Source organism: Flavobacterium sp. W22_SRS_FP1, from assembly GCF_052113685.1.
Lineage (GTDB): Bacteria > Bacteroidota > Bacteroidia > Flavobacteriales > Flavobacteriaceae > Flavobacterium.
On record NZ_JBGQOE010000006.1, the window covers coordinates 91,432 to 117,005 of the forward strand.

At 35.4% G+C, this 25,574-nt stretch carries 20 protein-coding genes and 1 riboswitch; of the genes, 16 read left to right on the forward strand and 4 right to left on the reverse strand.

The window, feature by feature from the left end; genetic code table 11:
• Positions 1-22 precede the first annotated feature (22 nt).
• The 4 genes from ACEN2H_RS05565 to ACEN2H_RS05580 all read left to right on the forward strand — a co-directional run bounded on the left by ACEN2H_RS05565 (position 23) and on the right by ACEN2H_RS05580 (position 6,459).
• The gene (locus ACEN2H_RS05565) at positions 23-2,509 is read left to right on the forward strand and encodes a DUF5686 family protein (protein ID WP_441731207.1); all 2,487 of its coding nucleotides are present in this window, start codon (positions 23-25) and stop codon (positions 2,507-2,509) included.
• A gap of 117 nt (positions 2,510-2,626) precedes the next feature.
• Positions 2,627-3,232: a DNA-3-methyladenine glycosylase family protein gene (locus ACEN2H_RS05570; protein WP_441731209.1), complete on the forward strand. Its 606-nt coding sequence runs from the start codon at positions 2,627-2,629 to the stop codon at positions 3,230-3,232.
• A gap of 109 nt (positions 3,233-3,341) precedes the next feature.
• Positions 3,342-3,872, forward strand: coding sequence for an inorganic diphosphatase (locus tag ACEN2H_RS05575; protein WP_441731211.1), 531 nt, complete (start codon positions 3,342-3,344; stop codon positions 3,870-3,872).
• 121 nt (positions 3,873-3,993) lie between these two features.
• Positions 3,994-6,459 (forward strand): sodium-translocating pyrophosphatase, encoded by a 2,466-nt coding sequence (locus tag ACEN2H_RS05580; RefSeq protein ID WP_441731213.1) that lies wholly within the window; start codon positions 3,994-3,996, stop codon positions 6,457-6,459.
• Positions 6,460-6,565: 106 nt separating this feature from the next.
• Here ACEN2H_RS05580 and ACEN2H_RS05585 read toward each other — a convergent pair whose 3' ends face one another.
• From ACEN2H_RS05585 to metK, 3 genes are all read right to left on the reverse strand, one after another.
• Positions 6,566-7,180 (reverse strand): deoxynucleoside kinase, encoded by a 615-nt coding sequence (locus ACEN2H_RS05585; RefSeq protein WP_441731215.1) that lies wholly within the window; start codon positions 7,178-7,180, stop codon positions 6,566-6,568.
• Entirely contained in the window at positions 7,180-7,971 is a 792-nt protein-coding gene (locus tag ACEN2H_RS05590) for a hypothetical protein (protein WP_441731217.1), read from the reverse strand. Before ACEN2H_RS05590 ends, ACEN2H_RS05585 begins: the two co-directional genes overlap by 1 nt.
• A gap of 135 nt (positions 7,972-8,106) precedes the next feature.
• Complete coding sequence (metK, locus tag ACEN2H_RS05595; protein WP_441731219.1) at positions 8,107-9,357, reverse strand: methionine adenosyltransferase; 1,251 nt, start codon at positions 9,355-9,357, stop codon at positions 8,107-8,109.
• A 594-nt stretch (positions 9,358-9,951) separates the two neighbouring features.
• Between metK and ACEN2H_RS05600 the strand changes: the two genes are divergently transcribed.
• The 5 genes from ACEN2H_RS05600 to ACEN2H_RS05620 all read left to right on the forward strand — a co-directional run bounded on the left by ACEN2H_RS05600 (position 9,952) and on the right by ACEN2H_RS05620 (position 16,792).
• A complete protein-coding gene (locus ACEN2H_RS05600; protein WP_441731221.1) occupies positions 9,952-10,266 on the forward strand; it encodes a hypothetical protein in 315 nt (104 codons plus the stop codon).
• 642 nt (positions 10,267-10,908) lie between these two features.
• A riboswitch (SAM riboswitch) is annotated at positions 10,909-11,017 on the forward strand.
• An 80-nt stretch (positions 11,018-11,097) separates the two neighbouring features.
• Positions 11,098-14,484, forward strand: a complete 3,387-nt coding sequence (gene thrA, locus ACEN2H_RS05605; RefSeq protein ID WP_441731223.1) for a bifunctional aspartate kinase/homoserine dehydrogenase I — start codon at positions 11,098-11,100, stop codon at positions 14,482-14,484.
• Between the two features lie 120 nt (positions 14,485-14,604).
• Positions 14,605-15,039, forward strand: coding sequence for an OsmC family protein (locus tag ACEN2H_RS05610; protein WP_441731225.1), 435 nt, complete (start codon positions 14,605-14,607; stop codon positions 15,037-15,039).
• Between the two features lie 100 nt (positions 15,040-15,139).
• On the forward strand, positions 15,140-16,312 hold the full coding sequence (locus ACEN2H_RS05615; protein ID WP_441731227.1) for a trans-sulfuration enzyme family protein: 1,173 nt from the start codon (positions 15,140-15,142) through the stop codon (positions 16,310-16,312).
• Between the two features lie 69 nt (positions 16,313-16,381).
• Complete coding sequence (locus ACEN2H_RS05620) at positions 16,382-16,792, forward strand: RrF2 family transcriptional regulator (RefSeq protein WP_441731230.1); 411 nt, start codon at positions 16,382-16,384, stop codon at positions 16,790-16,792.
• Between the two features lie 85 nt (positions 16,793-16,877).
• Here ACEN2H_RS05620 and ACEN2H_RS05625 read toward each other — a convergent pair whose 3' ends face one another.
• A complete protein-coding gene (locus ACEN2H_RS05625) occupies positions 16,878-17,666 on the reverse strand; it encodes a sulfite exporter TauE/SafE family protein (protein WP_441731232.1) in 789 nt (262 codons plus the stop codon).
• 322 nt (positions 17,667-17,988) lie between these two features.
• Between ACEN2H_RS05625 and ACEN2H_RS05630 the strand changes: the two genes are divergently transcribed.
• The 7 genes from ACEN2H_RS05630 to ACEN2H_RS05660 all read left to right on the forward strand — a co-directional run bounded on the left by ACEN2H_RS05630 (position 17,989) and on the right by ACEN2H_RS05660 (position 25,341).
• On the forward strand, positions 17,989-18,690 hold the full coding sequence (locus ACEN2H_RS05630; RefSeq protein ID WP_441731234.1) for a phosphoadenylyl-sulfate reductase: 702 nt from the start codon (positions 17,989-17,991) through the stop codon (positions 18,688-18,690).
• A gap of 81 nt (positions 18,691-18,771) precedes the next feature.
• A complete protein-coding gene (gene cysD, locus ACEN2H_RS05635; RefSeq protein WP_441731236.1) occupies positions 18,772-19,671 on the forward strand; it encodes a sulfate adenylyltransferase subunit CysD in 900 nt (299 codons plus the stop codon).
• The gene (locus tag ACEN2H_RS05640; protein WP_441731238.1) at positions 19,616-20,404 is read left to right on the forward strand and encodes a DUF2490 domain-containing protein; all 789 of its coding nucleotides are present in this window, start codon (positions 19,616-19,618) and stop codon (positions 20,402-20,404) included. Before cysD ends, ACEN2H_RS05640 begins: the two co-directional genes overlap by 56 nt.
• 118 nt (positions 20,405-20,522) lie before the next feature.
• Positions 20,523-21,767 carry a sulfate adenylyltransferase subunit 1 gene (locus ACEN2H_RS05645; RefSeq protein ID WP_441731240.1) on the forward strand — a complete coding sequence of 415 codons (1,245 nt, stop codon included), beginning with the start codon at positions 20,523-20,525 and terminating at the stop codon, positions 21,765-21,767.
• A 50-nt stretch (positions 21,768-21,817) separates the two neighbouring features.
• Complete coding sequence (locus tag ACEN2H_RS05650) at positions 21,818-23,905, forward strand: HEPN domain-containing protein (protein WP_441731242.1); 2,088 nt, start codon at positions 21,818-21,820, stop codon at positions 23,903-23,905.
• Positions 23,906-23,984: 79 nt separating this feature from the next.
• A complete protein-coding gene (gene cobA / locus ACEN2H_RS05655) occupies positions 23,985-24,779 on the forward strand; it encodes a uroporphyrinogen-III C-methyltransferase (RefSeq protein ID WP_441731244.1) in 795 nt (264 codons plus the stop codon).
• Positions 24,766-25,341: a precorrin-2 dehydrogenase/sirohydrochlorin ferrochelatase family protein gene (locus tag ACEN2H_RS05660; RefSeq protein WP_441731246.1), complete on the forward strand. Its 576-nt coding sequence runs from the start codon at positions 24,766-24,768 to the stop codon at positions 25,339-25,341. The genes cobA and ACEN2H_RS05660 overlap by 14 nt, the downstream gene beginning before the upstream one ends.
• Positions 25,342-25,574: the final 233 nt, after the last annotated feature.

Genomic DNA, 25,574 nt, shown 5'->3' on the forward strand with positions numbered 1-25,574 from the left:
AGATTTTTTTTTAAAGTAAATTATGAAAAAGATTATAGTATTCAGTTTAGTTTGTCTTTTCTTACAAGTGGGCGCACTCCTCGCGCAGACGAAAGTGAGTGGTATAATTGTGGACAAAACAAACTTGCCGGTTCCTTTTGCAAACGTAGTCTTCAAAGGTTCCAGTGAAGGGACTGTCGCGAATGAAGACGGTCGATTTTACCTTGAATCCACCAAGACATACACTGCATTACTAGTTGCATCCGTTGGTTTTTCTGATCGAGAAATCACTTTGGCAAAGGCAGTTAATTATAACTTCAGGATTCAGTTAAACGAAGCCGAAAACCTGCAAGAAGTCGTTATTTTTACTGGAAAAACTTCGAAAAAGGACAACCCTGCTCTTGATATTCTCAGGAAAATCTGGGAAAGAAAACGTAAAAATGGCTTGAGTCAGTTTGATCAGTATCAGATGGAAAAGTATGAAAAAATTGAGTTTGACATGAACACAATTGATAGTGCTTACATGAAAAACAAACTTTTCAAAGGGATGGAATTTATATTCGATCACGTAGATACATCGAGAGTCACGGGGAAAACCTATTTGCCTATATTTATTAATGAATCTTTATCGGATGTTTACGGCAACAACAAGTTGAATAAAGTAAAAGAAAAATTAAAAGCAAATAAAAACTCCGGATTTAGTAATAATCAACAAATCATGTCTTTCGTGAAGGATTTGTACTCGGATTATGACATCTATAATAACTACTTGACATTTTTTGATAAAAGTTTCACTAGTCCGTTGTCAAAAACAGGGATCGATGTGTATAATTATGTTCTTAAAGACAGTGCTTATATTGGTGAGAAATGGTGCTACAATATTGTGTTCTATCCTAGAAGAAAAAACGAATTGACTTTTAAAGGTGATTTTTGGGTAAATGATAGCACGTTTGCCATCAAGAAAATTAATATGGCCGTTACAAAAAGTGCTAATATCAACTGGGTAAAGGAAATTTATATCGAACAGGAATTTGATGTGCAGAACGACTCGATATTTTTGCTGACGCGAGATTACATGATGTCCGACTTCGCATTAAATAAAAAAGAAGAGTCTAAAGGGGTTTATGGTAAGCGAACAACACTTTATGATAACCACGTATTTAATAAAGAGAAACCGGCAGCTTTTTATAGAGAAGAGGTAAGCTTTATTGATAATGAAGTCTATAATAAATCAGAGGAATATTGGCGGGAAAACCGTTACGAAAAGTTGACTAAAGATGAATTGGGTGTTTACAAAATGCTTGACACTTTGAAAACGGTAAAGAAGTTTCAACAAATATATAATTTGGTTCAAATTCTGGGTAGTGGTTACATACAAGTTGGACACTTTGATTACGGCCCCATTTTCTCGTCATTTGGTTATAATGAAGTAGAGGGTGTTCGATTAAGGACCGGGGGAAGAACTTATTTTGGACCAAATGATACTTGGCGTCTACAGGGATATACGGCCTACGGTTTTAAAGATGATAAATTCAAATACGGACTTTCTGGCAAGTGGATGGTTGATAAGAAAAAGAGAATTATTTTGTCTGGAGGTAATAGACGTGATGTTGAACAAATAGGAGCAAGTTTGACCACCACAAATGATGTTTTGGGTAGAAGCTTTGCCTCATCTTCCGTTTTTTCGTCGGGAAGCAACGGAAAGCTTACTAACATCAACCTTAGCAATGTTGGTGTCGAGATGGAACCTGTCAAGAATTTGACTTTCCAATCTGGATTCTCTTACAGGACTTTGCAAGCTGCTTCTGATGCTTTCAGTTTGGATTACTACACAGATGCTGCATGTACGGTGACAAAAAGTGACCTAAAACAATCAGAAGTTAATTTCCAGGTAGAATATACGCCCAATAGAAAAACAATTGGATATGGTGTAGAAAGGGATAATGTAGATAGTCCGTTCAGTCGTTTTTACCTGAATTACAGTCACGGTTTTAAAGGACTTTTGAATGGCGATTTCCAGTATGAAAAAATACAACTGTATTATAAACAGCCCATAATCATAGGTCCAATAGGACGGACGAATGTAATTGTTGAAGTGGGGAAAACTTTTGGAACGATTCCTTTGGGGCTAATGAGTGTTATTCCTGGAAACCAAACCTATTTCACCATTGAGAATACGTTCAGCAACCTTAATTTCTATGAATTTGTGACCGATCAATATGCCACTTTGGAGTGGAATCACAATTTCAGCGGAAGACTTTTTGCTAGAATCCCTTTTATGAGAAAACTTAATTGGAGAGAAATTATTGGGGTAAAAGGAGTTTACGGAACCATTTCAGATGAAAATAGAGCGATTAATGCCTCAGGCTTGGTTTACAGTGCACCGGAAAAAGTGTATTGGGAATACAGCGCTGGAATTGGAAATATATTCAAGGTATTACGTATCGATTTTTCTTGGAGAGGCAATTATCTAAATACGCCGGATACAAATCGTTTTGCTGTAAAAGGCTCATTCGGGTTTTATTTTTAATTTATGCTGAACTTGTTTCAGTATCTGGAGCTAGTTCCAGCTATTCGTTTCAATCTTTTCTTTTTTAAAGAAAAAAAGAAAAGGATTTCCACTGCTATCTGGGCTAAAAAACAATCGATGATGAAACACGCTTTAGATTTCCTTTCTGAACAAGATGTCATTTTTAAAATGATAATTGAAAAATACGGGATTCCAAAAATCCCCAAAAGGCCTGAAGGTTTTGAGACGCTGGTGTTACTGATACTGGAACAACAAGTGTCTATCGATTCAGCCAAGGCGACATTTTTGAAATTAAAAGCAAGAGAGAAAAACTTCCAGCCACAAGCACTTTTAAATTTATTGGATGAGGAATTTAGGAATCTTGGCGTAAGCCGACAAAAAACGTCTTATATCAAAGCTTTATCAACAGCAATATTAAATAATGAGATTGATTTAGAATCTTTGGGAGCCAAAACAGCTCAGCAAGTCCGTGAGGAACTCATCAAAATCAAGGGAATAGGAAACTGGACCGTTGATGTTTATTTGATGTTTTGTCTGCAGGAGCCAGATTTGTTGCCATTAGGCGATATTGCGGTAGTAAATACCATTAAAGAATTGCTTCAGATTGAAAGTAAAGAAGAAATCGAGATTTATACTTTAAGATGGAGTCCCTGTCGATCCCTTGCCACATTTCTTTTGTGGCATTATTATTTGGAGAAAAGAGGGAGGAAGATTACATTTTGATAAAAGTCACGCCTTTTGGTTTCTTATATTTTAAGGAAATTATACTTGTAATAAATAGGTTTTTAGACTACTTTTGCGAGAGCATAACAGATTTAAGATATAAAATAAAATGACTGCAGACAAAATAAAAACTTTCGATGTGTTAATCGAAATTCCAAGAGGAAGTAGAAATAAATACGAGTACGATTTCGAAATAAAAAGAATGCGTTTTGATAGAATGCTATTCTCTTCAATGATGTACCCTGCGGATTACGGATTTATTCCTGAAACATTGGCACTTGATGGAGATCCATTAGATGTTCTGGTTTTAGTAAACGAACCAACTTTTCCTGGTTGTGTAATGGAAGTGAAGCCTATTGGTGTTTTCCATATGGCAGATGACAAGGGACCGGACGAAAAAGTAATTTGCGTACCAGTTTCTGATCCAATTTGGAATTCATTAAATGACTTATCTGATATGAATCCGCATTTGCTTAAAGAAATCGAACATTTCTTCCAGGTGTATAAAGATCTTGAAAACAAAACAGTTGACGTAGGTGGATGGGGAGATGTAGGCGAAGCTTACGATATAATAAAAAAATGTACAGAACGTTTTGACGCGATAGAAAACAAACCTGAAGGATTATTTAGTATCAAGTAATTTTTCTCAAAATATTTTATAAAAAAAGCAACATTCTAGCAAGAGTGTTGCTTTTTTGTTTAAATTCGTCACGTTACGCTTGAAAAATTAAAAAATTAACCAACAACCAAAAACCAAATTTATGAATACAATTATGATTTATTTGCCAATTGTTATGGCGATTATAGGACTTATATTTATGTCGGTGAAGAGAACTTGGGTACTGAAACAGGATCCTGGGGACGGCAAGATGAAAGAGATCTCAGATTATATTTATGAAGGAGCACTCGCATTCCTTAAAGCAGAATATAGGTTATTGACTTTTTTCGTTATTGCTGCGAGTTTTGTTTTAGCCGCAATTACATTTATACCTGGAACTTCAACGCATTTATTTATCGTGGTGGCTTTTGTGATTGGAGCTTTTTTTTCAGCTTTGGCTGGGAATATGGGAATGAGAATTGCAACAAAAACAAATGTTAGAACAACACAAGCCGCTCGCACGAGTTTGCCGCAAGCACTGAAAGTTTCTTTTGGAGGAGGAACGGTTATGGGACTTGGTGTTGCTGGTTTAGCTGTTTTAGGTTTGACCTCTTTCTTTATTTTCTTTTACTACTTTTTTATGAATGGTGTGTGGACTACTAATGAAGATATGACTATCGTTTTGGAAACATTGACAGGTTTTTCTCTTGGGGCTGAATCTATCGCTTTGTTTGCCAGAGTTGGTGGTGGAATTTATACAAAAGCTGCCGATGTAGGCGCTGATTTAGTGGGTAAAGTAGAAGCTGGTATTCCAGAGGATGACCCGCGTAATCCTGCTACAATTGCAGATAACGTTGGAGATAATGTTGGAGACGTAGCAGGAATGGGTGCCGATTTATTTGGCTCTTATGTAGCAACGGTTTTGGCAGCTATGGTTCTAGGGAACTATGTGATTAAAGATATGGGAGGAAGTATAGAAGACGCTTTCGGAGGAATAGGACCTATATTATTACCGATGGCCATCGCCGGTTTTGGAATTATTTTCTCTATTATAGGGACTTTATTGGTTAAAATTTCAGATCCTGATGCAAAGGAACAACAAGTACAAAAAGCTCTAAATATTGGAAACTGGGTTTCTATTGTCTTAACGGCAATTGCTTGTTTCTTTCTAGTACGATATATGTTGCCTACAAGTATGAAAATGGAATTTTTTGGAGAAGGAATGCAAGACATTTCATCGATGAGGGTATTTTATGCAACTATAGTAGGATTAGTGGTGGGAGCTGTTATTTCATCAGTAACTGAATACTACACAGGTTTGGGTACAAAACCAGTTATGGCAATTGTACAAAAATCAAGTACAGGAGCTGGAACAAATGTAATTGCAGGTTTGGCGACAGGTATGATTTCTACTTTTCCGACCGTTTTATTATTTGCTGCAGCCATTTGGACTTCATATGCACTTGCAGGATTTTACGGTGTTGCTTTAGCGGCCTCGGCTATGATGGCTACAACCGCAATGCAATTGGCTATTGATGCATTTGGACCGATTGCTGATAATGCTGGAGGAATTGCCGAAATGAGTGAATTACCGAAAGAAGTTCGCACAAGAACTGATATTTTGGATGCTGTGGGTAACACTACTGCTGCAACTGGAAAAGGTTTTGCTATCGCTTCAGCAGCATTAACATCATTAGCTTTATTTGCAGCTTATGTAACTTTTACGGGAATTGACGGAATCAATATATTCAAAGCTCCCGTTTTAGCAATGCTATTTGTGGGTGGAATGATACCTGTAGTTTTCTCTGCTTTGGCGATGAACTCTGTAGGGAAAGCCGCAATGGACATGGTGTATGAAGTGCGTCGTCAGTTTAAGGAAATTCCAGGAATTATGGAAGGAACCGGAAAACCTGAATATGCAAAATGTGTAGATATTTCTACCAAAGCAGCTTTGCGCGAAATGATGCTTCCGGGAGTTATGACGATTGGTTTTCCAATCGGAATTGTATTGCTTGGTAAATTGGTATACGGTGACAACAATCAATTAATTGCCGAAATGCTGGGTGGATATATGGCGGGAGTTACTGTTTCTGGTGTACTTTGGGCTGTTTTTCAAAACAATGCAGGTGGTGCTTGGGATAATGCCAAAAAATCATTTGAAGCAGGTGTTATGATCAATGGAGAAATGACGTACAAAGGTTCTGAGGCTCATAAAGCAGCCGTAACCGGCGATACGGTTGGAGATCCTTTCAAGGATACTTCTGGGCCATCAATGAATATTCTAATTAAATTGACCTGTTTGATTGGATTAGTGATGGCACCTATTTTAGGAAGTGGAAGCCACACCATATCCGAAAATATGGCGACTTGCTGTATAACAACAGGAGAATGTACTTCTCTGTCTAAAGAAGAATGTTTGGCCAAAGGATGCACCAATGCAGCTTGTGAGCACATGATGCCCGCTAATGAGATGATGAATACAGTTTCTAAACAAATAACTATTGAAAAGTCTGTCGAGAACGGAGTCGTTACCGCTTCTGTCACAACGCTTGTTAATGGAAAAGTTGAAAAACAAGTTTTTGAAGGAACTGATGCTGAGGTTCAGGCAAAAATTGACGCTTTAAAGTAATTAGTTAAAAGCATAAATAAAAATGCCTCGCGATTGCGAGGCATTTTTTCGTTTTATAAAATATTTGAATGCAGTTTTGATCAGCTTTATTAAAACAGGCAGAGAACTAAAACAAGCCGTTTATTTCAGCATCTATTCTGTTGATAATATTTCCTAAATCTTCGGGTTTATCGACAAAGTTAATGTTATCTACGTCAATGATTAGTATTTTTCCTCTGTCGTAAGTATGGATCCATGCTTCATAACGTTCGTTCAAACGACTTAAATAGTCAATGGAAATTGTGGATTCATACTCGCGACCACGTTTGTGAATTTGTCCAACCAAATTAGGAATAGAGCTTCTTAAATAGATTAGTAAATCTGGTGCCTTAACTGTCGATTCCATCAATTCAAAAAGACTAGAATAGTTTTGAAAATCACGATTGGTCATCAAACCCATAGAGTAAAGATTGGGCGCAAATATATGGGCGTCTTCGTAAATGGTTCTGTCCTGAATAATTTTTTTACCGCTTTCGCGAATTTGTATCACCTGACGAAAACGACTGTTCAAGAAATAAATCTGTAAATTAAAGGACCAACGTTCCATCTGATGATAAAAATCATCTAAATAGGGATTGTCAACTACATCCTCGAAATGAGGTTCCCACTTAAAGTGTTTTGCCAATAAACGTGTTAAAGTTGTTTTGCCTGATCCGATATTTCCTGCTACTGCTATGTGCATTACGGTGTTGTGATTTTATAATTTATAATTCCCTGCGATGTAAAAATAGATAAAATTTGGCTTTTGTAGGAGAATTTTTCAAACGTTTTTTCTGGAATTTCAATTTTATATTTTTCTTTTTTCCCAATATCTTCAAAAATCAAATTATTATTTTTAGAGAAGATATACTGGTTATCATTAATAATTTCGATAGAGTCAAAATCGGCGACCTTTCCTTTGGTTGTGATTTTTCCAAAAATATTGCATGAAAACCAATTGTTTTTATCATCGATCCAGTAAAAAGTATTGAAATCTGATTGATACTGTTTTATGCTTTCTGGAAAAGACGTAGATATGGCTTTGTAATTATTATTTAAATAGTCATAAAGACCAATTTGCTGATTCAAACTATCATAGACCCAAAGTTGATTTTCTGAAGCTATTCCAGTCGCTGTAATAACTATAGGGGTCGAGTTTAGAGTAAACTGTATTCTTTGTACTTCATTCAATTGATTGTCAAGTAGGATTGCTGCATTGAAGCTTTCGTAGAATACCACAATTTTTAGCGGATTTTGCAGATCGACCTTGGCTATTTTTCCCAAAGAAGGATTTTTATATTCAAAAGTTTCGCTGTCTTTTATTTTGTGTAAAACTTCATTGGTTATGAAATACTGAAAGCCAAATTTATCGAATCCAATGTAGCTATCTATTTTAAAAGTAGGCGAGTTTTCTGTTTCAGGGTAGATTTTTTTTGGTTGTCCATAGACAATCGAAAAAGAGATAACGAAAAGAGATAGAAGCAGCTTTTTCATATGGTCAGCAAATTACAAAAAAAAAATCTAATTCGATTTATTGTTTACCATCGGTTATAAACCGGAGTAGAGTTAATATAATAAAAAAACCCAGCTCAAATGAGCTGGGTTTTAAATATAAATCACTCTTGATTTTTACAAATTAAAAGCAGTTTTAACTTGGTCAACGAAATCTAATTTTTCCCATGTAAATAACTCAACAACTACTGTTTTTGTTAATCCTCCAGGAGCAGAGAAGGTTTTTGTAACGGTTTCAGGAGTACGTCCCATGTGGCCGTATGCGGCAGTTTCACTATAGATTGGATTTCTTAACTTTAAGCGTTGCTCAATAAAATATGGACGCATATCAAATATAGCCTCTACTTTTTTAGCAATTTCGCCATCAGTCAGGTTTAATTTTGAAGTTCCGTAAGTTTCAATAAAAATCCCCATAGGTTTAGCAACACCAATTGCGTACGAAACCTGTACTAAAATTTCAGTAGCAACTCCCGCAGCAACTAAATTTTTAGCGATATGACGAGTTGCATAAGCAGCACTTCTGTCTACTTTACTCGGGTCTTTACCAGAGAAAGCACCACCACCGTGAGCTCCTTTTCCACCGTAAGTATCTACAATAATTTTTCTTCCTGTCAATCCACTGTCTCCATGAGGTCCTCCAATTACAAACTTCCCGGTTGGGTTAATATGGTATTTGATCTGATCATTAAATAAATGGGCACTGGTTGGGTTTTTTGCAATGATTCTTGGAATCAAAATTTCGATAATGTCTTTTTTGATTTTTGCAAGCATAGTCGCTTCTTCATCAAAATCATCGTGTTGCGTTGAAATAACAATCGCTTCGATGCGAGTTGGTTTGTTATCATCACTATATTCTAACGTCACCTGTGATTTTGCATCCGGACGTAAATAAGTAATTTCATTATTTTCACGTCTTAGAAGTGCTAGTTCTTGCAATAATTTATGAGATAAATCAAGTGCCAACGGCATGTAGTTTTCAGTTTCGTTGGTAGCGTAACCAAACATCATTCCTTGGTCTCCAGCTCCTTGGTCTTCAGGATTGGCTCTGTCAACTCCTTGGTTTATATCAGCCGATTGCTCGTGTATGGCAGATAAAATACCACATGAATCTGCTTCAAACATATATGCACTTTTTGTATAACCAATTTTCTTGATTACATCACGAGTGATCTGTTGTACGTCTAAGTAGGTATTTGACTTTACTTCACCAGCCAGAATTACCTGACCTGTAGTTACTAATGTTTCACAAGCAACTTTTGAATTGGCGTCAAATGCCAAAAAATTATCAATTAATGCATCTGAAATTTGATCTGCAATTTTGTCGGGATGTCCTTCACTCACAGATTCCGACGTAAATAAATATGCCATAATAAATATAAATTTAAAATTAGGTGAGGAAAAATAATTGCTGGAAATACTAAAGGAGAGTTTCTGCTTTAGCATTTTTTCTACTGAAAATATTCAGCATCCATAATGAATTTTGCTCATTATGAAGAGGTTGCAATCAGTTCAAATTTTTCCTCTTGTATTCGCATGCAAATATATGAAACGATTTGGAACTGTAGATTAATCTTCTCTTTTTTTTTGAGCACTGTTCAGTAGCGTTTTGAGTTTTCGCTAACATTATTATTAGGATTGGTAAATGCTTGCTGCTAGTTTTTTATTTAAAGTTTACAGGTTTGTTTGGTTTTAAAACCTTTTGTCAAATCGGTGCTTTTATCATTTTACATTTATTGAATTATAATCTTGTTTTGGAGCTTTCTGTTAAACAAATCCTTAGTAAAAATACCTTATACCAGATATTATGTAAGTTAATCGAGTATTTTTTATTAAAAGATCTTGTTTTGTTAGATTTGATAAGAGTTAAAATTAACAATATTAAAGCGGGAGTTTTAATTTTAACTTAAAATTTCTAGATTATAGAGCCTTAAAGCAAATTTTTAACGTAAAAATAATTTAATTATGAAAGCAGTTGAAAAAGGTTTGGTATTGGATACCGCAGAAAATGCAAAAAGCAAAAAGAAAAGTAAGAAATGGGATAAATATCTTGCCGATTACAAGAATTATTTCAAGGAATATAAAAGACAGTATAAGAATGCTCAGAACGGAGACCATATTGCTTTATCGCAATATCCTTATATGCGGGATAGATGGGAAGCTTTAAAAGGACGCATGATAGAGGCTAAAGATAATAATTGCCTAACACAGACGCAAGTTCAGAAGGTTGATAAGATAAATGTGAAAACAGCTCAGCTTGCTTTTAATGAATTACAATGAACTAGTATGCCAGACCTTTAAGAGCAGTAGTATTCATTAGGAAAAACTTTTAAAATATATTTAAGGCAACAAAAACAGCACATTAGCTCTAGTCAGTTATTGGAATAAAATTGATTAGAGCTAGTGTTAGCTTTTCTATTTGGATATTATAAACTGCATTCGTTTTAAAATTGATAACTTAAAAACAATGATATGAAAACACCAGAAAAAAAAAGGTTTCACCGAAACATTAAGTCTAGGGAGAAAAGAAACAATGAGTCCCAACTCCAAGGAGAATTAAGTAGTCCTAGGTTTGAAATAAGATCAGGCGTTAGCTTTAAACCAAAAAAAGCGGGAAACTCATTGTTATTTCAGATGTATTCTCAAGAAAATGAGATCCTCTTTATTTAACTAAAAGGAGTGTTTTTAAAAAGCAGTATTTAAATAATATTTTAGAAAAAAAAATATTTTATATGAAAAATAATTACTCTAAAGTGTCTGTCAGTTTACACTAATGCCCTAAAAGCGAAATTGCTTTTCGGGTATTTTTTTGGGATTATTCGAAATACGTTTCTCGAAAAACAATAATCAAATCAAGGTAATATTTGGTTGTTTAAAAAAATAGTATTTAATTTGCAGTCATAAGTTCATTAACGTATTGAAATGTTATAAAGAAAGGACGAGGGATTAGACCCGATGAAGCCTTAGCAACCCTTTGAGAAATCGAAGAAGGTGCTGCATTCTACCACTACCAAAAGTGGAAAGATAACAACAAGAAATTCTCTAGTATTTACCTAGTTTTTTCTTTCTAATATTTCCAAATACAAATCAAAATCAATAAAAGATTTGACATTGGAAAATAAACCAACACATATTACCTTAGAAAACTTCACCACTTATAATGGTGCTTTTTATGCTAGCCTAAACTTAAGTTTTCAAGTTTTTGGTGCTCCTTTGCATACAGCCCCAATTATTTTAATTAATCATGCCTTGACTGGAAACTCACAAGTTATTGGTGAATCAGGCTGGTGGAATGATATAGTAGGAGTAGATAAGACCATTGATGTTAGAAAGTATACAATTGTCTCTTTTGATGTGCCAGGTAATGGTTTTAATTCAGCTACTATCGAAAATTATAGAGACTTTATAACAAGGGACATCGCTAGAATTTTCATAGAGGGTCTTCGGGTCTTAAAGATTGATAATCTGTTTGCGCTCATTGGTGGTTCTGTTGGAGGTGGAATCGCTTGGGAAATTTTGGCTTTGGAACCTAAGCTGGCTCAAAACTTCATTCCAATTGCCACAGATTGGAAAGCGACTGACTGGTTGATAGCTAATTGTTATTTGCAAGAGCAAATCCTTAATAATTCTTCGAAACCTATTGAAGATGCGCGTATTCACGCTATGTTGTGCTACAGAACACCTGAGTCTTTCAAAGTCAAATTTAATAGAGATCTTAATGAACAACTAGAAACATTTAAAGTAGAGAGTTGGCTGAATTACCATGGAGAAAAATTAGAAAAAAGGTTTCAACTTTTGGCTTATAAAATGATGAACCAACTTTTAAAAACGATCGATATTACTCGAAATCGACAGTCTTTAGAAGCAGTTATTTCAAAAGTAGAAGCCAACATATACATTGTAGGAATTAATTCGGATTTGTTTTTTACAGCAAAGGAGAATAGAGAAACCTACAACGAGATTAAAAAATTTAAAAATAATGTATTCTATAGTGAGATTGACTCACAACATGGGCATGATGCCTTTTTGATAGAGCATGAGCAATTAGACAATTTATTAGAAGTTGTTTTTAAAAATAAGAAACAGATGAAAATAGTAAAATTTGGAGGGAAATCTTTAGCTAACGGAGAAGGAATCAATAAAGTTTTAGATATTATTGAGTCCAAGATAAAGCAACAAGAAAAAATTGCAATCGTAGTTTCGGCAAGAGAAAATGCAACAGATGAGTTAGACGATATTCTTACTATCGCAGCCAAAAACGGAAATTATAAACCGCTACTAGAAAGTTTTAAAACCTATCAAAAAGATGGTTTTGATGCCGTTGATTTTTCGATAGAATTTGATAAATTAGATAAACTCTTTGAGGGAGTTAGCTTGATTGGGGATTTTAGCGTTAAGATTCAAGACCAGATTTTAGCACATGGCGAATTACTTTCGGCTAAGTTATTAGTGTTTTTGTTGAATCAAAAAGGCATTCCTGCAAAATTAGCGGACACAAGAGAATTAATTATTACTGACTCTAATTTTGGCGATGCGCAACCTTTAGAAGCTATTTCTAAAAAGAACATCATTCAGGTTTTTAAAGAAAACAAAGATTCCGTTTTGGTAATTACCGGTTTTATTGGTTCCAATGCTAAAAACGAAACTACTACTTTGGGTAGAAATGGAAGTAATTATACAGCATCTTTGGTTGCTAATTATATTAATGCCGAAGAATTACAAAACTTTACCCATGTTGACGGAATCTATACCGCTAATCCTGAATTGGTCTTAGATGCCAAGAAAATTGAATCTTTGTCCTATAGTGAGGCAAATGAAATGGCTAATTTTGGAGCTACTATTTTGCATGCTAAAACTATTATTCCATTGTTGGAAAAAAACATTCCGCTTCGAATTCTCAACACATTCAATCATGAGAATAAAGGAACTTTAATCACTTCCAACTCAAATGCTGCAGGTATTAAAACATTGTCCGTCTTAGAGAATGTGTCTTTGGTAAACTTAGAAGGAAGAGGGCTACTAGGTAAAACGGGAGTTGATGCCCGTATTTTTAGGGTGATGGGTGATAATGATATTAGTGTGAGTATCATTTCGCAAGGTTCATCAGAAAGAGGAATTGGACTTGTGGTCGCTGCTGATAAAGCGACAAAAGCAATGATTGAGTTGGAGAAAGAATTCGAAAATGATTTCTATTCTAAGGATGTAACTAAAATAACTGTGACTGATAATGTTTCTGTTATTTCAATCATCGGTCAAGATTTTAGTACATTTCACAAGCCATACACTGCTTTGATCAAAAATAAAATTGTTCCTATTCTTTTCAATAACACTGTTACGGGTAAAAATGTAAGTTTGGTAGTAAAAAAATCAGAGCTAAACAAAGCATTAAATGTGATTCATGGAGAGATATTTGGTGTTGCAAAGAAAATCAATATCGCCATTTTTGGACATGGATTGGTTGGTGGAACTTTGATTAACCAAATATTGGAGTCAGCAACTATGATCGAAAAGAGGAAAGACATCAAGCTGAATGTTTTTGCGATTGCCAATTCTAGAAATGTTCTTTTGAATAAAAATGGAGTCTCGGCTAACTGGAAAAACGAAATTCAAACAAATGGTTCTTCTTACACGATTGATGATGTTATCGCTTACGCTAATGAACACCACTTGGAGAATCTTATTGCGATTGATAATACTGCAAGTGCAACATTTGTAGAGAATTATATTCCTCTTGCCGAAAGTAGTTTTGATTTAATCTCTTCGAATAAAGTGGCCAATACCTTGAGTTATGGTTTCTATAAAGAGTTGAGAAAAGTATTGACTGACAATCAAAAAAATTATCTGTATGAAACTAACGTCGGTGCTGGATTACCTTTGATTGACACTATAAAATTGCTTCATCTTTCTGGCGAAAACATCACCAAGATTAAGGGAGTATTTTCAGGAACCTTAAGTTACTTATTCAATAATTTCTCTGCTAAGGATGTTCCTTTTAGTGAGATATTAAAAGAAGCAATCGACAATGGTTTCACAGAACCGGACCCAAGAGAGGATTTAGGAGGAAATGACGTGGGTAGAAAATTGTTAATTTTAGCTAGAGAACTGGATTTGCAAAATGAATTTGAAGAAATTGACATTCAGAATTTAATACCAGAACATCTGCGCGAAGGAAGTGCTGCTGATTTTCTGACCAAGCTTAAGGAATTTGATCCTATATATGATAAGATAAAAAGGGATCAAAAACCAAATCACGTTTTGAGATACATAGGGGAATTATCGGGTGATTTACAAAATGACAAAGGGATTTTGGAAGTCAAATTGGTTTCCGTACCTTCGGATACTGCTTTGGGAGGCTTAAAAGGATCTGATTCTTTCTTCGAAATTTACACAGAATCCTATGGAGACCGACCAATAGTGATTCAAGGAGCGGGAGCCGGATCAGCAGTTACGGCAAGAGGTGTTTTTGGAGATATCTTAAGATTATCTGATAAGGGCTAGAACCCCCTAACCCCCGAAAGGGGGAATTAAAATAGGTTAAAATTAAATAAAAATCCGCGTTTATATTCGCGTTATTGCGAAAGCAAATCCGTTTTATCCGCGTTCAAATAAACAACAATAATGAAAATAGCATTAGACAGAGTAAACGAGAATTACCATTTCGAATTAAAAAACGAACGTGGACATATAGTAAATGTAGATAACCGTTCTGAATTTGGCGGCGATGATTTAGGACCCAGTCCCATGGAGTTAGTTTTGATGGGTGTTGCGGGATGCAGCGCTATAGACATGATTTCAATTCTAAAAAAACAACGTCAAGAGATTATTTCTTTTAAGGCTGAGGTCGAAGGAGATCGTGTCCAAGTTGGAGAGGCAAAACCATTCAAGGATATTCATGTTGTGTTTTATCTAGAAGGGCCTATTAATGAAGAAAAGGCCGCCAGAGCAGCACAACTTTCTTTCGAGAAATACTGTTCCGTTTCTAAAACATTAGAACCTACAGCAACAATTCACTATAAAGTTGTTTTGAATGGAGTAGAATTAGCTAAAATCTAATTCGTTGAGCTTTAAAATTTAATTAAACGTTAAAAATATTTCGTGAATCTCTCAGTTTCCTTTGTGAAGCTTTGTGAAACACTTCTTTAAAAATAAAAAAATGAACGAAGAAGAATTTGGTTTTGAAACCGAAGCCATCCGTACCCAATTAGAACGTACGCAATACTTAGAACACTCGGTTCCTTTATACTTAACATCTAGTTTTGTATTTGAAGATGCCGAAGATATGCGTGCCTCATTTGCCGAGGAGAAGTCCAGAAACATTTATAGTCGTTATAGTAATCCAAACACCAACGAGTTTGTTGATAAAGTGTGCAAGATGGAAGGCGCAACTGCTGGTTTTGCCTTTGCCTCAGGAATGGCCGCAGTGTATTCTACAATGGCTGCTTTATTAAAGTCTGGAGATCATATTGTTTCTTCTAGCAGTGTTTTTGGAGCGACACATTCATTGTTTATCAACTATTTTCCAAAGTGGAATATAGAGACTTCCTATTTTGATATCAATAAGCCAGAAACTATTGAGAGTTTCATCACGCCTAATACGAAGATTCTTTTTGCGGAATCGCCTACAAATCCAGCAGTCGATATTATAGATTTGGAATTGTTAGGGAAAATTGCCAAGAAGCACAATTTAATTTTGATAATCGACAACTGTTTTGCAACGCCTTATTTGCAGCAACCTATGAAATGGGGCGCGCACTTAGTTGTACATTCTGCAACAAAGTTAATGGATGGTCAAGGTCGCGTTTTGGGCGGAATAACAGTTGGTGACCCTGAATTGATTCAAAAAATTTATTTGTTTTCTAGACTTACGGGACCTTCTTTATCCCCTTTTAATGCTTGGGTATTATCAAAAAGTTTAGAAACTTTAGCAATTCGTTTAGATAGACATTGCGAAAATGCCTTAAAAGTAGCCGAGTTTTTAGAACAGCATCCAAAGGTAAACAAGGTTAAATACCCGTTCTTAAAATCGCATCCACAATATGAAATTGCCAAGAAACAAATGAAGTTGGGTGGCAGCATTGTGGCTTTTGAAATAAAAGGCGGTATTGAAGCAGGAAGAACTTTTTTAGATAAAATAAAACTATGTTCGTTGTCACCAAACTTAGGAGATACGAGAACGATTGTTACGCATCCGGCATCAACAACACACAGTAAATTATCTGTCGATGAAAGATTGGCAGTAAGTATAACAGATGGTTTAGTTCGTGTTTCAGTGGGACTGGAAACGGTTAAAGATGTAATTGCAGATCTAGAGCAAGCTTTATCTTAAAAAATCACGATATTTGGTGTTAGGTTTGCAGAAGTTGTAAATCTGACATCAAATATTTATAGATAAACTATGCTTTCAAAGAAAACAAAATACGGAATCAAAGCATTGACCTTTTTGGCTCGCCGAGAAGATCAAACACCCGTTGCTATTGCGGATATTGCCAAAAGCGAAAATATTTCAGTTAAGTTTTTAGAAAGTATTTTGCTGCTTTTGCGTCATTCGGGATTTTTGGGTGCCAAAAAAGGAAAGGGCGGTGGTTATTATTTGATAAAAGAACCCAAAGACATTAATATGGCCAAAGTTTATCGAATTCTAGAAGGCCCAATCGCTTTATTGCCTTGTGCTAGCCATAATTTTTATGAGAAATGTGATGATTGTAGTGATGAAACCTCTTGTGCAGTAAATAAATTAATGACTGAAGTACGTGACAACACATTAAAAATACTTGAAAATAATTCCCTCGCAGATATTGCTTTTTAATCGATATTGCATTAATAAAATACAAATAAATAAAAAGACCCTTTCATTGATGATAAAAGGGTCTTTTTATAGTTAAAAGGTTAAGTTAAACTAGAAAAACTAGTTTGTATCCTACGAAAAACAACATTCCTGCAATAGCATTACGAAGAAGTAAATCGGGTACTTTTCCACTCAACATACTTCCTATGAATATTCCAGGAAGGGATCCTATTAATAACTGACCTAATAGACCAAGATCTAAATTTCCCATTGTGGCATGTCCTAATCCTGCAACTAGGGTTAAAGGGACAGCGTGAGCAATCTCGGTACCAACCAATTTTGGTGTTGCTAAAATAGGGTATAGAAAAAATAAAGTGACCGTTCCTAGAGCACCAGCTCCTATCGAAGTCAGCGTAACTGTTGCTCCCAACAATACACCGATGGCAACGGTTAGTGCATTTTGAGTTTTACTCTCACTATGAAATTTGTCTCCTGAATGTTTCTGAGAGAAGTTTAAAAGTTTCTTTTTGAACAAAACTGCTATAGAGGTTAACAGTAATGCCCAACCTAAGCTGTATTTGATTACTGCATTTAGTGCTGTAACGTCTGTTTTTATGCTATGTAGTATCCATAAAGTTAGTAATGCCGCGGGAACACTACCTAGAGAAAGCCAGCCTGTAATAGTCCAATTGATATTCTTTTTTTTATGATGTACATATACTCCGCCCATTTTTGTAAAAGCTGCATATAATAAATCGGTTCCTACAGCTGTTGTTGGAGGAATACCAAACCATAATAAGATAGGTGTCATCAAAGAGCCACCTCCTACACCTGTTAATCCAACAATGAATCCAACAGTTAAACCTGCAACTACTAATCCTATTTGAAAGTCCATTAGATAAATATTTTTGACAAAAATAACAACAATTTTATAATTATCCTATAGGGTGGGTAGACTAAATGATATATATATGGATAAAATAATTTTAGTTAGTATTTATCGGTTTTTATTGGGAATAATATTAAATAAATTTATTTTTTTAAATAATTCATTATTTTTCGTCTAATTTTAGTGTAAGTTGCTTTTCCAGAGTGAATAAGGGTAATTTGTTTTTAAATAAAAAAACATTTTTTGTTTTGTACTTTAGAAATAAGTATTACTTTTGCGAAGTAATCTACTAAACCTATAGGGTAATAGATTTATAAAAAATGATACAATGAATACAGCAATAGTTCAAATAGTAATAGAGAAAACAAAAGACTTCACAATTGAAGAAACTTTTGCTTTTTTGGCAAATGAATATAAAGATAAAGTGGTGTTTTCGACGTCTTTTGGACAAGAAGACCAAGTGATAACAGCTTTAATTGCTAAAAGTGATGCGGAAATTAAAATTTTTACTTTAGATACAGGTCGTTTGTTTCAAGAAACCTATGATGTTTTTCACAAAACATTAAAGAAGTATAAAAAACACATTGAAGTTTATTTTCCTGAAGCGAAAGATGTTCAAAACTTATTGAATGCAAAAGGACCAAATAGCTTTTACGAGTCGGTTGAAAATAGAAAAGAGTGTTGTTTTATTCGAAAAGTAGCGCCATTAACCAAAGCTTTAAAGGGAAATTCTATTTGGATTACGGGTTTAAGAGCAGAGCAATCAGAAAACAGGAATGATTTACATCTTTTTGAATACGATGGAAAGTTCGAAATCATCAAATTCAATCCATTATTAAAATGGACTTTAAAAGAGGTTGAAGATTATTTAGAAAAAAATAATGTCCCGCAAAATGTACTGCATAAGCAAGGATTTGTGAGTATAGGCTGTGCGCCATGCACTAGGGCAATTACCGCTGGCGAAGACATAAGGGCTGGTAGATGGTGGTGGGAATCGAGTCACAAAGAATGTGGGTTACATCAGAAGTGATTTTAAATTATGAATTATAAATAATAAATGATTGTCTGAATCTTTAAATTCTTCAATCATTTAAATCTTTAAATTAAAAAGATGAGTACAATATTAAAAACAAATGCTTTAGAAAGTGAAGCGATATACATATTTAGAGAAGTGATAGCCCAGTTTGACAAACCAGTATTGCTTTTCTCTGGTGGGAAAGATTCTATTACTTTGGTTCGTTTGGCTCAGAAAGCATTCTTCCCTGCTAAAATTCCTTTCCCTTTACTGCATGTTGATACAGGACATAATTTCCCTGAAACGATTGAATTTAGAGATCGATTAGTTAAAGAATTAGGATTAGAATTAATCGTTCGTAATGTTCAAGATGCCATCGATGAAGGCAAGGTAGTCGAAGAGTCAGGTAAGTACTCTAGCAGAAATAGTTTGCAAACCACTACTCTTTTGGATGCTATTGATGAGTTTAAGTTTGATGCCTGCATTGGAGGTGCGCGTAGGGATGAAGAAAAAGCAAGAGCAAAAGAACGCATTTTCTCTGTTCGGGATGATTTTGGTCAGTGGGATGAGAAGAACCAGCGTCCTGAATTGTTTGATATTTTGAATGGTAAAATTGAAAATGGGCAAAACGTTCGCGTTTTTCCAATTTCAAATTGGACGGAACTAGACGTGTGGAGTTATATAGAAGAGGAACAAATTGAAATCCCTTCAATATATTTTTCTCATAAACGTAAAGTATTCTTGAGAGACGGAATGATTTGGTCACACTCTCCTTTTGTTTACCAAGAAGAAAATGAAGAAATCGAAGAGCGAATTGTTCGTTTTAGAACAGTTGGTGATATGAGTTGTACTGCAGCAGTTGATTCTTATGCAGCAACGATCAAAGAAGTAGTGGGCGAAATTAGGTTGTCTACTATTTCTGAAAGAGGGGCTAGAATTGATGACAAACGTTCAGAGGCGGCCATGGAGAAAAGAAAACAACAAGGATACTTTTAGGATGAAGTTGTTGAACATTATTTTCGGTCTATTTCTTTTAAATACTGGTATAAATGCACAAACGGAGAAAAACGTTGACAAACAAAGTTTACTCTGGATGCGATATTACAATCAGTTGGAATTAAATTCAAAGTGGTCTGTTCATACTGAGATTGATAATAGGATTTTTATAAATCCCATAACGCAAAATACATTTGTAAGTCGCGTTCAACTTAGAGATAAAGTGACAGATAAGCTAGAGTTAGGAGTAGGTTTTGCTTATTTCTCGGTAGCTAGACAAGATCCTGAGATTAAAACGGGCTTTCATATTACAGAGTATCGAGGACAGCAAGACTTAACAGCAAAGCAGTCGTTAGGGAAAGTTAATTTGACGCACAGGTATCAATTAGAAGAACGGTTTGTTCATAATGCGAGTAGATTAATGCTCGAAAATGGAACTACGTTTTACTTGAGATTTAGATACCGAATTCAAGGAGATTATACTTTTTGGAAAAAAGATAAGAAGTATTTAAAAGGAATTTTGTACGATGAAATAATGATTAATGGCGGGAACAAAATTATCAAAAACACATTCCATCAAAACCGGGTTTATGCAGCTGTACAACTCGGAGTGAGTCCAGCGGTTGCATTAGAATTAGGCTATTTAAATAGTTTTCAAGAAAGAGCAAATGGAGTAGATTATTTTAATAGAGACGTTATTAGGTTGAGTTTTATTCATAAGGTTAAGATATAATACAGAGTAGAATTCTGTAGAGAGAATAAGAAATATAATATTCAAATTTAGAAGTTTACATAGAGGCATTCAACGGAACTTGAAACCCTAAACTTTTAAACTTTAAACAAAAATAAGAATGGAAGTTTTAAAAATTGCAACAGCAGGAAGCGTAGATGATGGGAAAAGCACTTTAATCGGAAGGTTATTGTATGATACAAAATCATTGACAACAGATAAACTAGAAGCGATAGAAAAAAGTAGCAAACAAAAAGGATATGATTATCTGGACTTCTCATTGGCTACTGACGGTTTGGTTGCTGAGAGAGAACAGGGAATCACAATTGACGTGGCTCATATTTATTTTTCTACGGCTAAGAAAAGTTACATCATAGCAGATACTCCGGGCCATGTAGAATATACGCGTAATATGGTTACTGGCGCTTCTACTTCACAAGTATCCATTATTTTGATTGATGCAAGAAAGGGAGTGATTGAACAAACCTACCGTCACTTTTTCATCAATAATTTATTGCGCGTGAAAGAGATAGTGGTTGCTATCAACAAAATGGATTTGGTTGATTACTCAGAGGAAGTTTATAACAAAATCAAAGCTGATTTTCAGGCATTAAATGCAAAAAGTACATTCAAGGAACAAAACGTAAGTTATATTCCTTTGGCTGCAATAAACGGCGGAAATGTTGTTGATAAATCGGTAGATATGCCTTGGTATGATGGACAAACAGTACTAGAACATTTGGAAGCTTTAGAGCCAGCTGATGTGTATGAAAAAGGACAAGCGCGTTTTCCCGTTCAAACTGTGGTTAGACCCAAAACAGAAGAATACCATGATTTCAGGGGATATGCTGGGAAATTATATGGGAATAGCATAAAAGTGGGAGATTCCGTAACGGTGCTTCCTTCTTTGACTGAATCCAAAGTGAGTAAGATTCATTTTTTTGATAAGGAATTTGATGAGGCAGCTGTTGGTTCTTCAATCACTATCGAATTAGAAAATGATATTAATGTGACTAGAGGAGACATGATAGTAAAATCATCTGAACTGCCTAAAGTAGATAAAGAGATTAACACTACAGTTTGCTGGATGGATAGCAAAAAACTAGTTCCAGGAGCAAAATACTTTGTGCAGCATAATACGAATAGGGTATTGGCTAAAATTGATAGTGTTAAGAACTTAATTGCTACTGATTTTTCAGGAACAACGGAAGCATCTCAATTAGCGATTAACGAAATAGGTGAGGTAAATATCAAGTTAAGTAAAGCCTTATACTTCGATGCTTACAATGACAATAAATCAAATGGTGCTTTTATCTTAATCGATGCAACGACAAATACAACTGCTGGAGCTGGATTTATCCGATAAGAAGCCCGAGCCCAACCTTCCCTCTATGGGAGGAAAAATAAAAAGAAATTATGGAAAGTTTTAGAACCGAAATAGAAGATCCGATTGTCCAAAAAGACATCATTGATTTAGAGAGAAAAATCCATTTATTCAAAGAAGGTAAGATTGATGAGGAGCGTTTTCGCAGCCTTCGTTTGGCACGTGGCGTTTATGGTCAGCGTCAAGAAGGCGTTCAAATGATACGTATCAAGTTGCCTTTCGGAAAAGTGACAGGGGAGCAGTTATTGCGTATATCCAAAGTTTCCGATGAATATTCAACGGGACGTTTGCATATAACCACTCGTCAGGATATCCAAATTCATTATGTGAGTCTGGACAGAACTCCGGAACTTTGGGCAGAATTAGAAAAAGATGATGTCACGCTTCGTGAGGCCTGTGGAAATACGGTTAGGAATATCACAGCAAGCGAGTTATCTGGAGTTGATGCTGATGAGCCTTTTGATGTGTCGCCTTATGCACACGCCCTGTTTCAATTTTTGTTGAGAAATCCTGTTTGTCAGGAAATGGGACGAAAAGTCAAAATATCATTTTCTTCTTCTGACAAAGATAGCGCATTGAGTTACTTGCATGATTTAGGATTTATTCCAAAGATTGTAGATGGTGAAAAAGGATTTAAAGTAATGTTGGGTGGTGGATTAGGTTCTCAACCAAGTCATGCCGTATTGCTTTCGGAATTTATTCCTGTAAACCAGATTATTCCAACAACTGAAGGAGTATTAAGAATATTTGATCGTTTTGGTGAAAGAGCCAAAAGGTTAAAAGCACGTATGAAATTCTTAATAAAGGATATTGGTGGTGAGGAATTCTTGAGGTTAGTGGATGAAGAGAAAAAAGCCTTGTCCTATAAAACTTTCGAAATCGACACTACTGCATTTGAGGTTGAAATTCCAGAACCTTTATTAGTAGCACCAAAAGTAAATATTGATGACAAAGCCGCTTTCGATGCCTGGAAAAAATCAAATGTAATTCCACAGAAACAAGAAGGATATGTAGCCATCGGGATCAAAGTCGTTCTGGGGGATTTTTATACGGACAAGGCGAGGTTATTAGCCGATTTAATTAGAAATTACGGTGCCAACGAATTGCGTTTTTCATTAAGACAAAACATCGTCCTTCGCCATATAAAGGAAGAAAACTTAGAGTTTTTCTATCAAGAATTAGCAAAGCTAGGTTTTGTAGAATTAGGATACGACACAACATTAGACATTACCGCTTGTCCCGGAACGGACACTTGTAATCTTGGTATTGCCAGCAGCACAGGTATAGCTGTCGAACTGGAACGAGTTTTAAAAACGGAATACCCTCAATACAGCAATAATAAAGGAATCACTATCAAAATTAGTGGCTGTATGAATGCCTGTGGACAACACAATATGTCCGAAATTGGTTTTCAAGGAATGTCAATAAACGCTGGGAAATTAGTTGCTCCTGCGCTTCAGGTATTATTAGGTGGTGGAATATTAGGAAACGGAAGCGGAAGATTCTCGGCTAAAGTGATCAAAATCCCAAGTAGAAGAGGACCTGATGCCTTGCGATATGTTTTAAATGATTTTGAGGCTAATGCAAACGGCTTATCTTTTCTGAATTATTATGATGCTAAAGGAGAGAAATATTTTTATGAAATGTTGAAACCCTTGGCTGACACTACAAATCTTAAAGAGGCAGACTTTGTGGATTGGGGAAATGCAGATAACTATGTAAAAGCTGTTGGTGTTGGCGAATGTGCAGGTGTAGTGATTGACTTGGTGGCAACCTTATTATTGGAAGCTAAGGATAAATTGACCTTTGCACAGGAAGCATTCGAAGATAAAAAATGGTCTGATGCTATTTATCATGCCTATGCGGGTTATGTAAATGGAGCCAAAGCGTTATTGCTTTCTGAAAATCAAAAGACAAATAACCAAGCTGGAATAATAGACTTGTTTGACAGCGTTTTTGTAGAGACTAATAAAATCGATCTGAAGTCGACTTTAAAAGAGTTGGTTTTCCAAATTAACCAACATGAACCTTCTGAGGAATTTGCAAAAAAATACATTCAAGAAGCAATAAACTTTTTTGAAAATATCGAGTCATATAGGGCTAAGGATTTAGCAGATTAAGCTCCGAATAGTGCAAATAGTAAATAGCAAGGAAGGATAGCAATTCTATATTCCAATAAAAAACAAATAGTAACGTCGTATGAAAAATAAAACACAACCTAAAGTAACCTTAGTAGGTGCAGGTCCTGGAGATCCGGACTTGCTAACTATTAAAGGCGTAAAAGCACTTGCTGAAGCCGATGTGGTTTTATATGATGCTTTGGCTAATGAAAAATTATTGGAGTATGCTCCTAAAAAAGCATTGAAAATATTCGTTGGAAAAAGAAAAGGATGTCACGCATATTCCCAAGATCAAATCAATCAATTGATTGTAGACAATGCACTTACCTACGGACATGTCGTCCGATTAAAAGGAGGAGACCCATTTATCTTTGGAAGAGGGAGTGAAGAAATAGAATTCGTAGAAAGCTTTGGAATTCCTACATTTGTAGTTCCTGGAATCTCATCTTCTATAGCGGTTCCCGCTTCTCAAGGAATTTCATTAACAAAAAGAGGTGTTTCAGAGAGTTTCTGGGTAATTACAGGAACAACTTCTGCCAGAAAGTTATCTACTGATGTGGCTTTAGCTGCTAAATCTACAGCAACTGTTGTTATATTGATGGGAATGAGTAAGCTGGAAGAAATTGTAGCTATTTTTCAAAGTGAATCCAAGGGTAAAACACCAGTGGCGATTATTCAAAACGGGACGACTCCTGAGGAAAAAGTTGGGATCGGAACAATAAATACGATCCGAGAGGTCGTGGCAGAGAATAAATTAAGCTCACCAGCGATTATCGTAATTGGAGAAGTGGTTGGTGACAGCAAGAAAAGCAAACGCTTTTATAAAGAATTAAGATCAAACCAAAATAAGGTGCTGGTGTATGGAAAGGAATGAATTATATCCAGTATTTTTAAAACTACACAACTTAAGCGTGCTTATTGTGGGCGGAGGAAATGTAGGCTTAGAAAAATTGTCGTTCTTGTTGAAATCAAGTCCAAATGCGAATGTTGAGGTTGTTGCGCCTCGATTTTTGCCAGAATTAGAAACCTTAGCTGGAAGACACACATCAGTAAAACTGACTTACAGGAAGTTTAATCGCTGGATGCTTCGCAAGCGCCACATGGTGATTGCCTGCACTGATAATCTTAAGGTGAATAAAAGGGTTTATGACTTGTGTCGGAAAAGATATTTGATTTGCAACATTGCGGATACACCGCCATTATGTGATTATTATCTGGGAGGAATCGTAACCAAAGGAAATGTGAAAATAGCCATTTCGACCAATGGAAAATCGCCAACAACAGCGAAAAGACTAAGAGAGTTTTTTGAAGAAGTCATTCCGGAGGATATTAATGAAATGGTAGGGAATCTTAATGAATATCGAAAAACATTGAAAGGTGATTTTGAAGAGAAAGTCCGAAAAATGAATGAGATTACCGAGACCTTGAAGAAGTGAGCAGTGTTCAGTTAGCAGTATGTTGAAGAAGTTATCAGTATTCAGTATTCAGAGAACAGAATAAAGAGTCAAGAGAACAGAATAAGGAGAAAAGAAAAATATACGGATCAAACAACACTCGGTCTCCCTCTACTTCGGAGCGGGCGTCGGGAGGAAAAAACTACTAACCGACTTATGATAATTATCATTGAAAAAATGAAAATCATTCGGTAATTTTGCCAAATATAATTAAG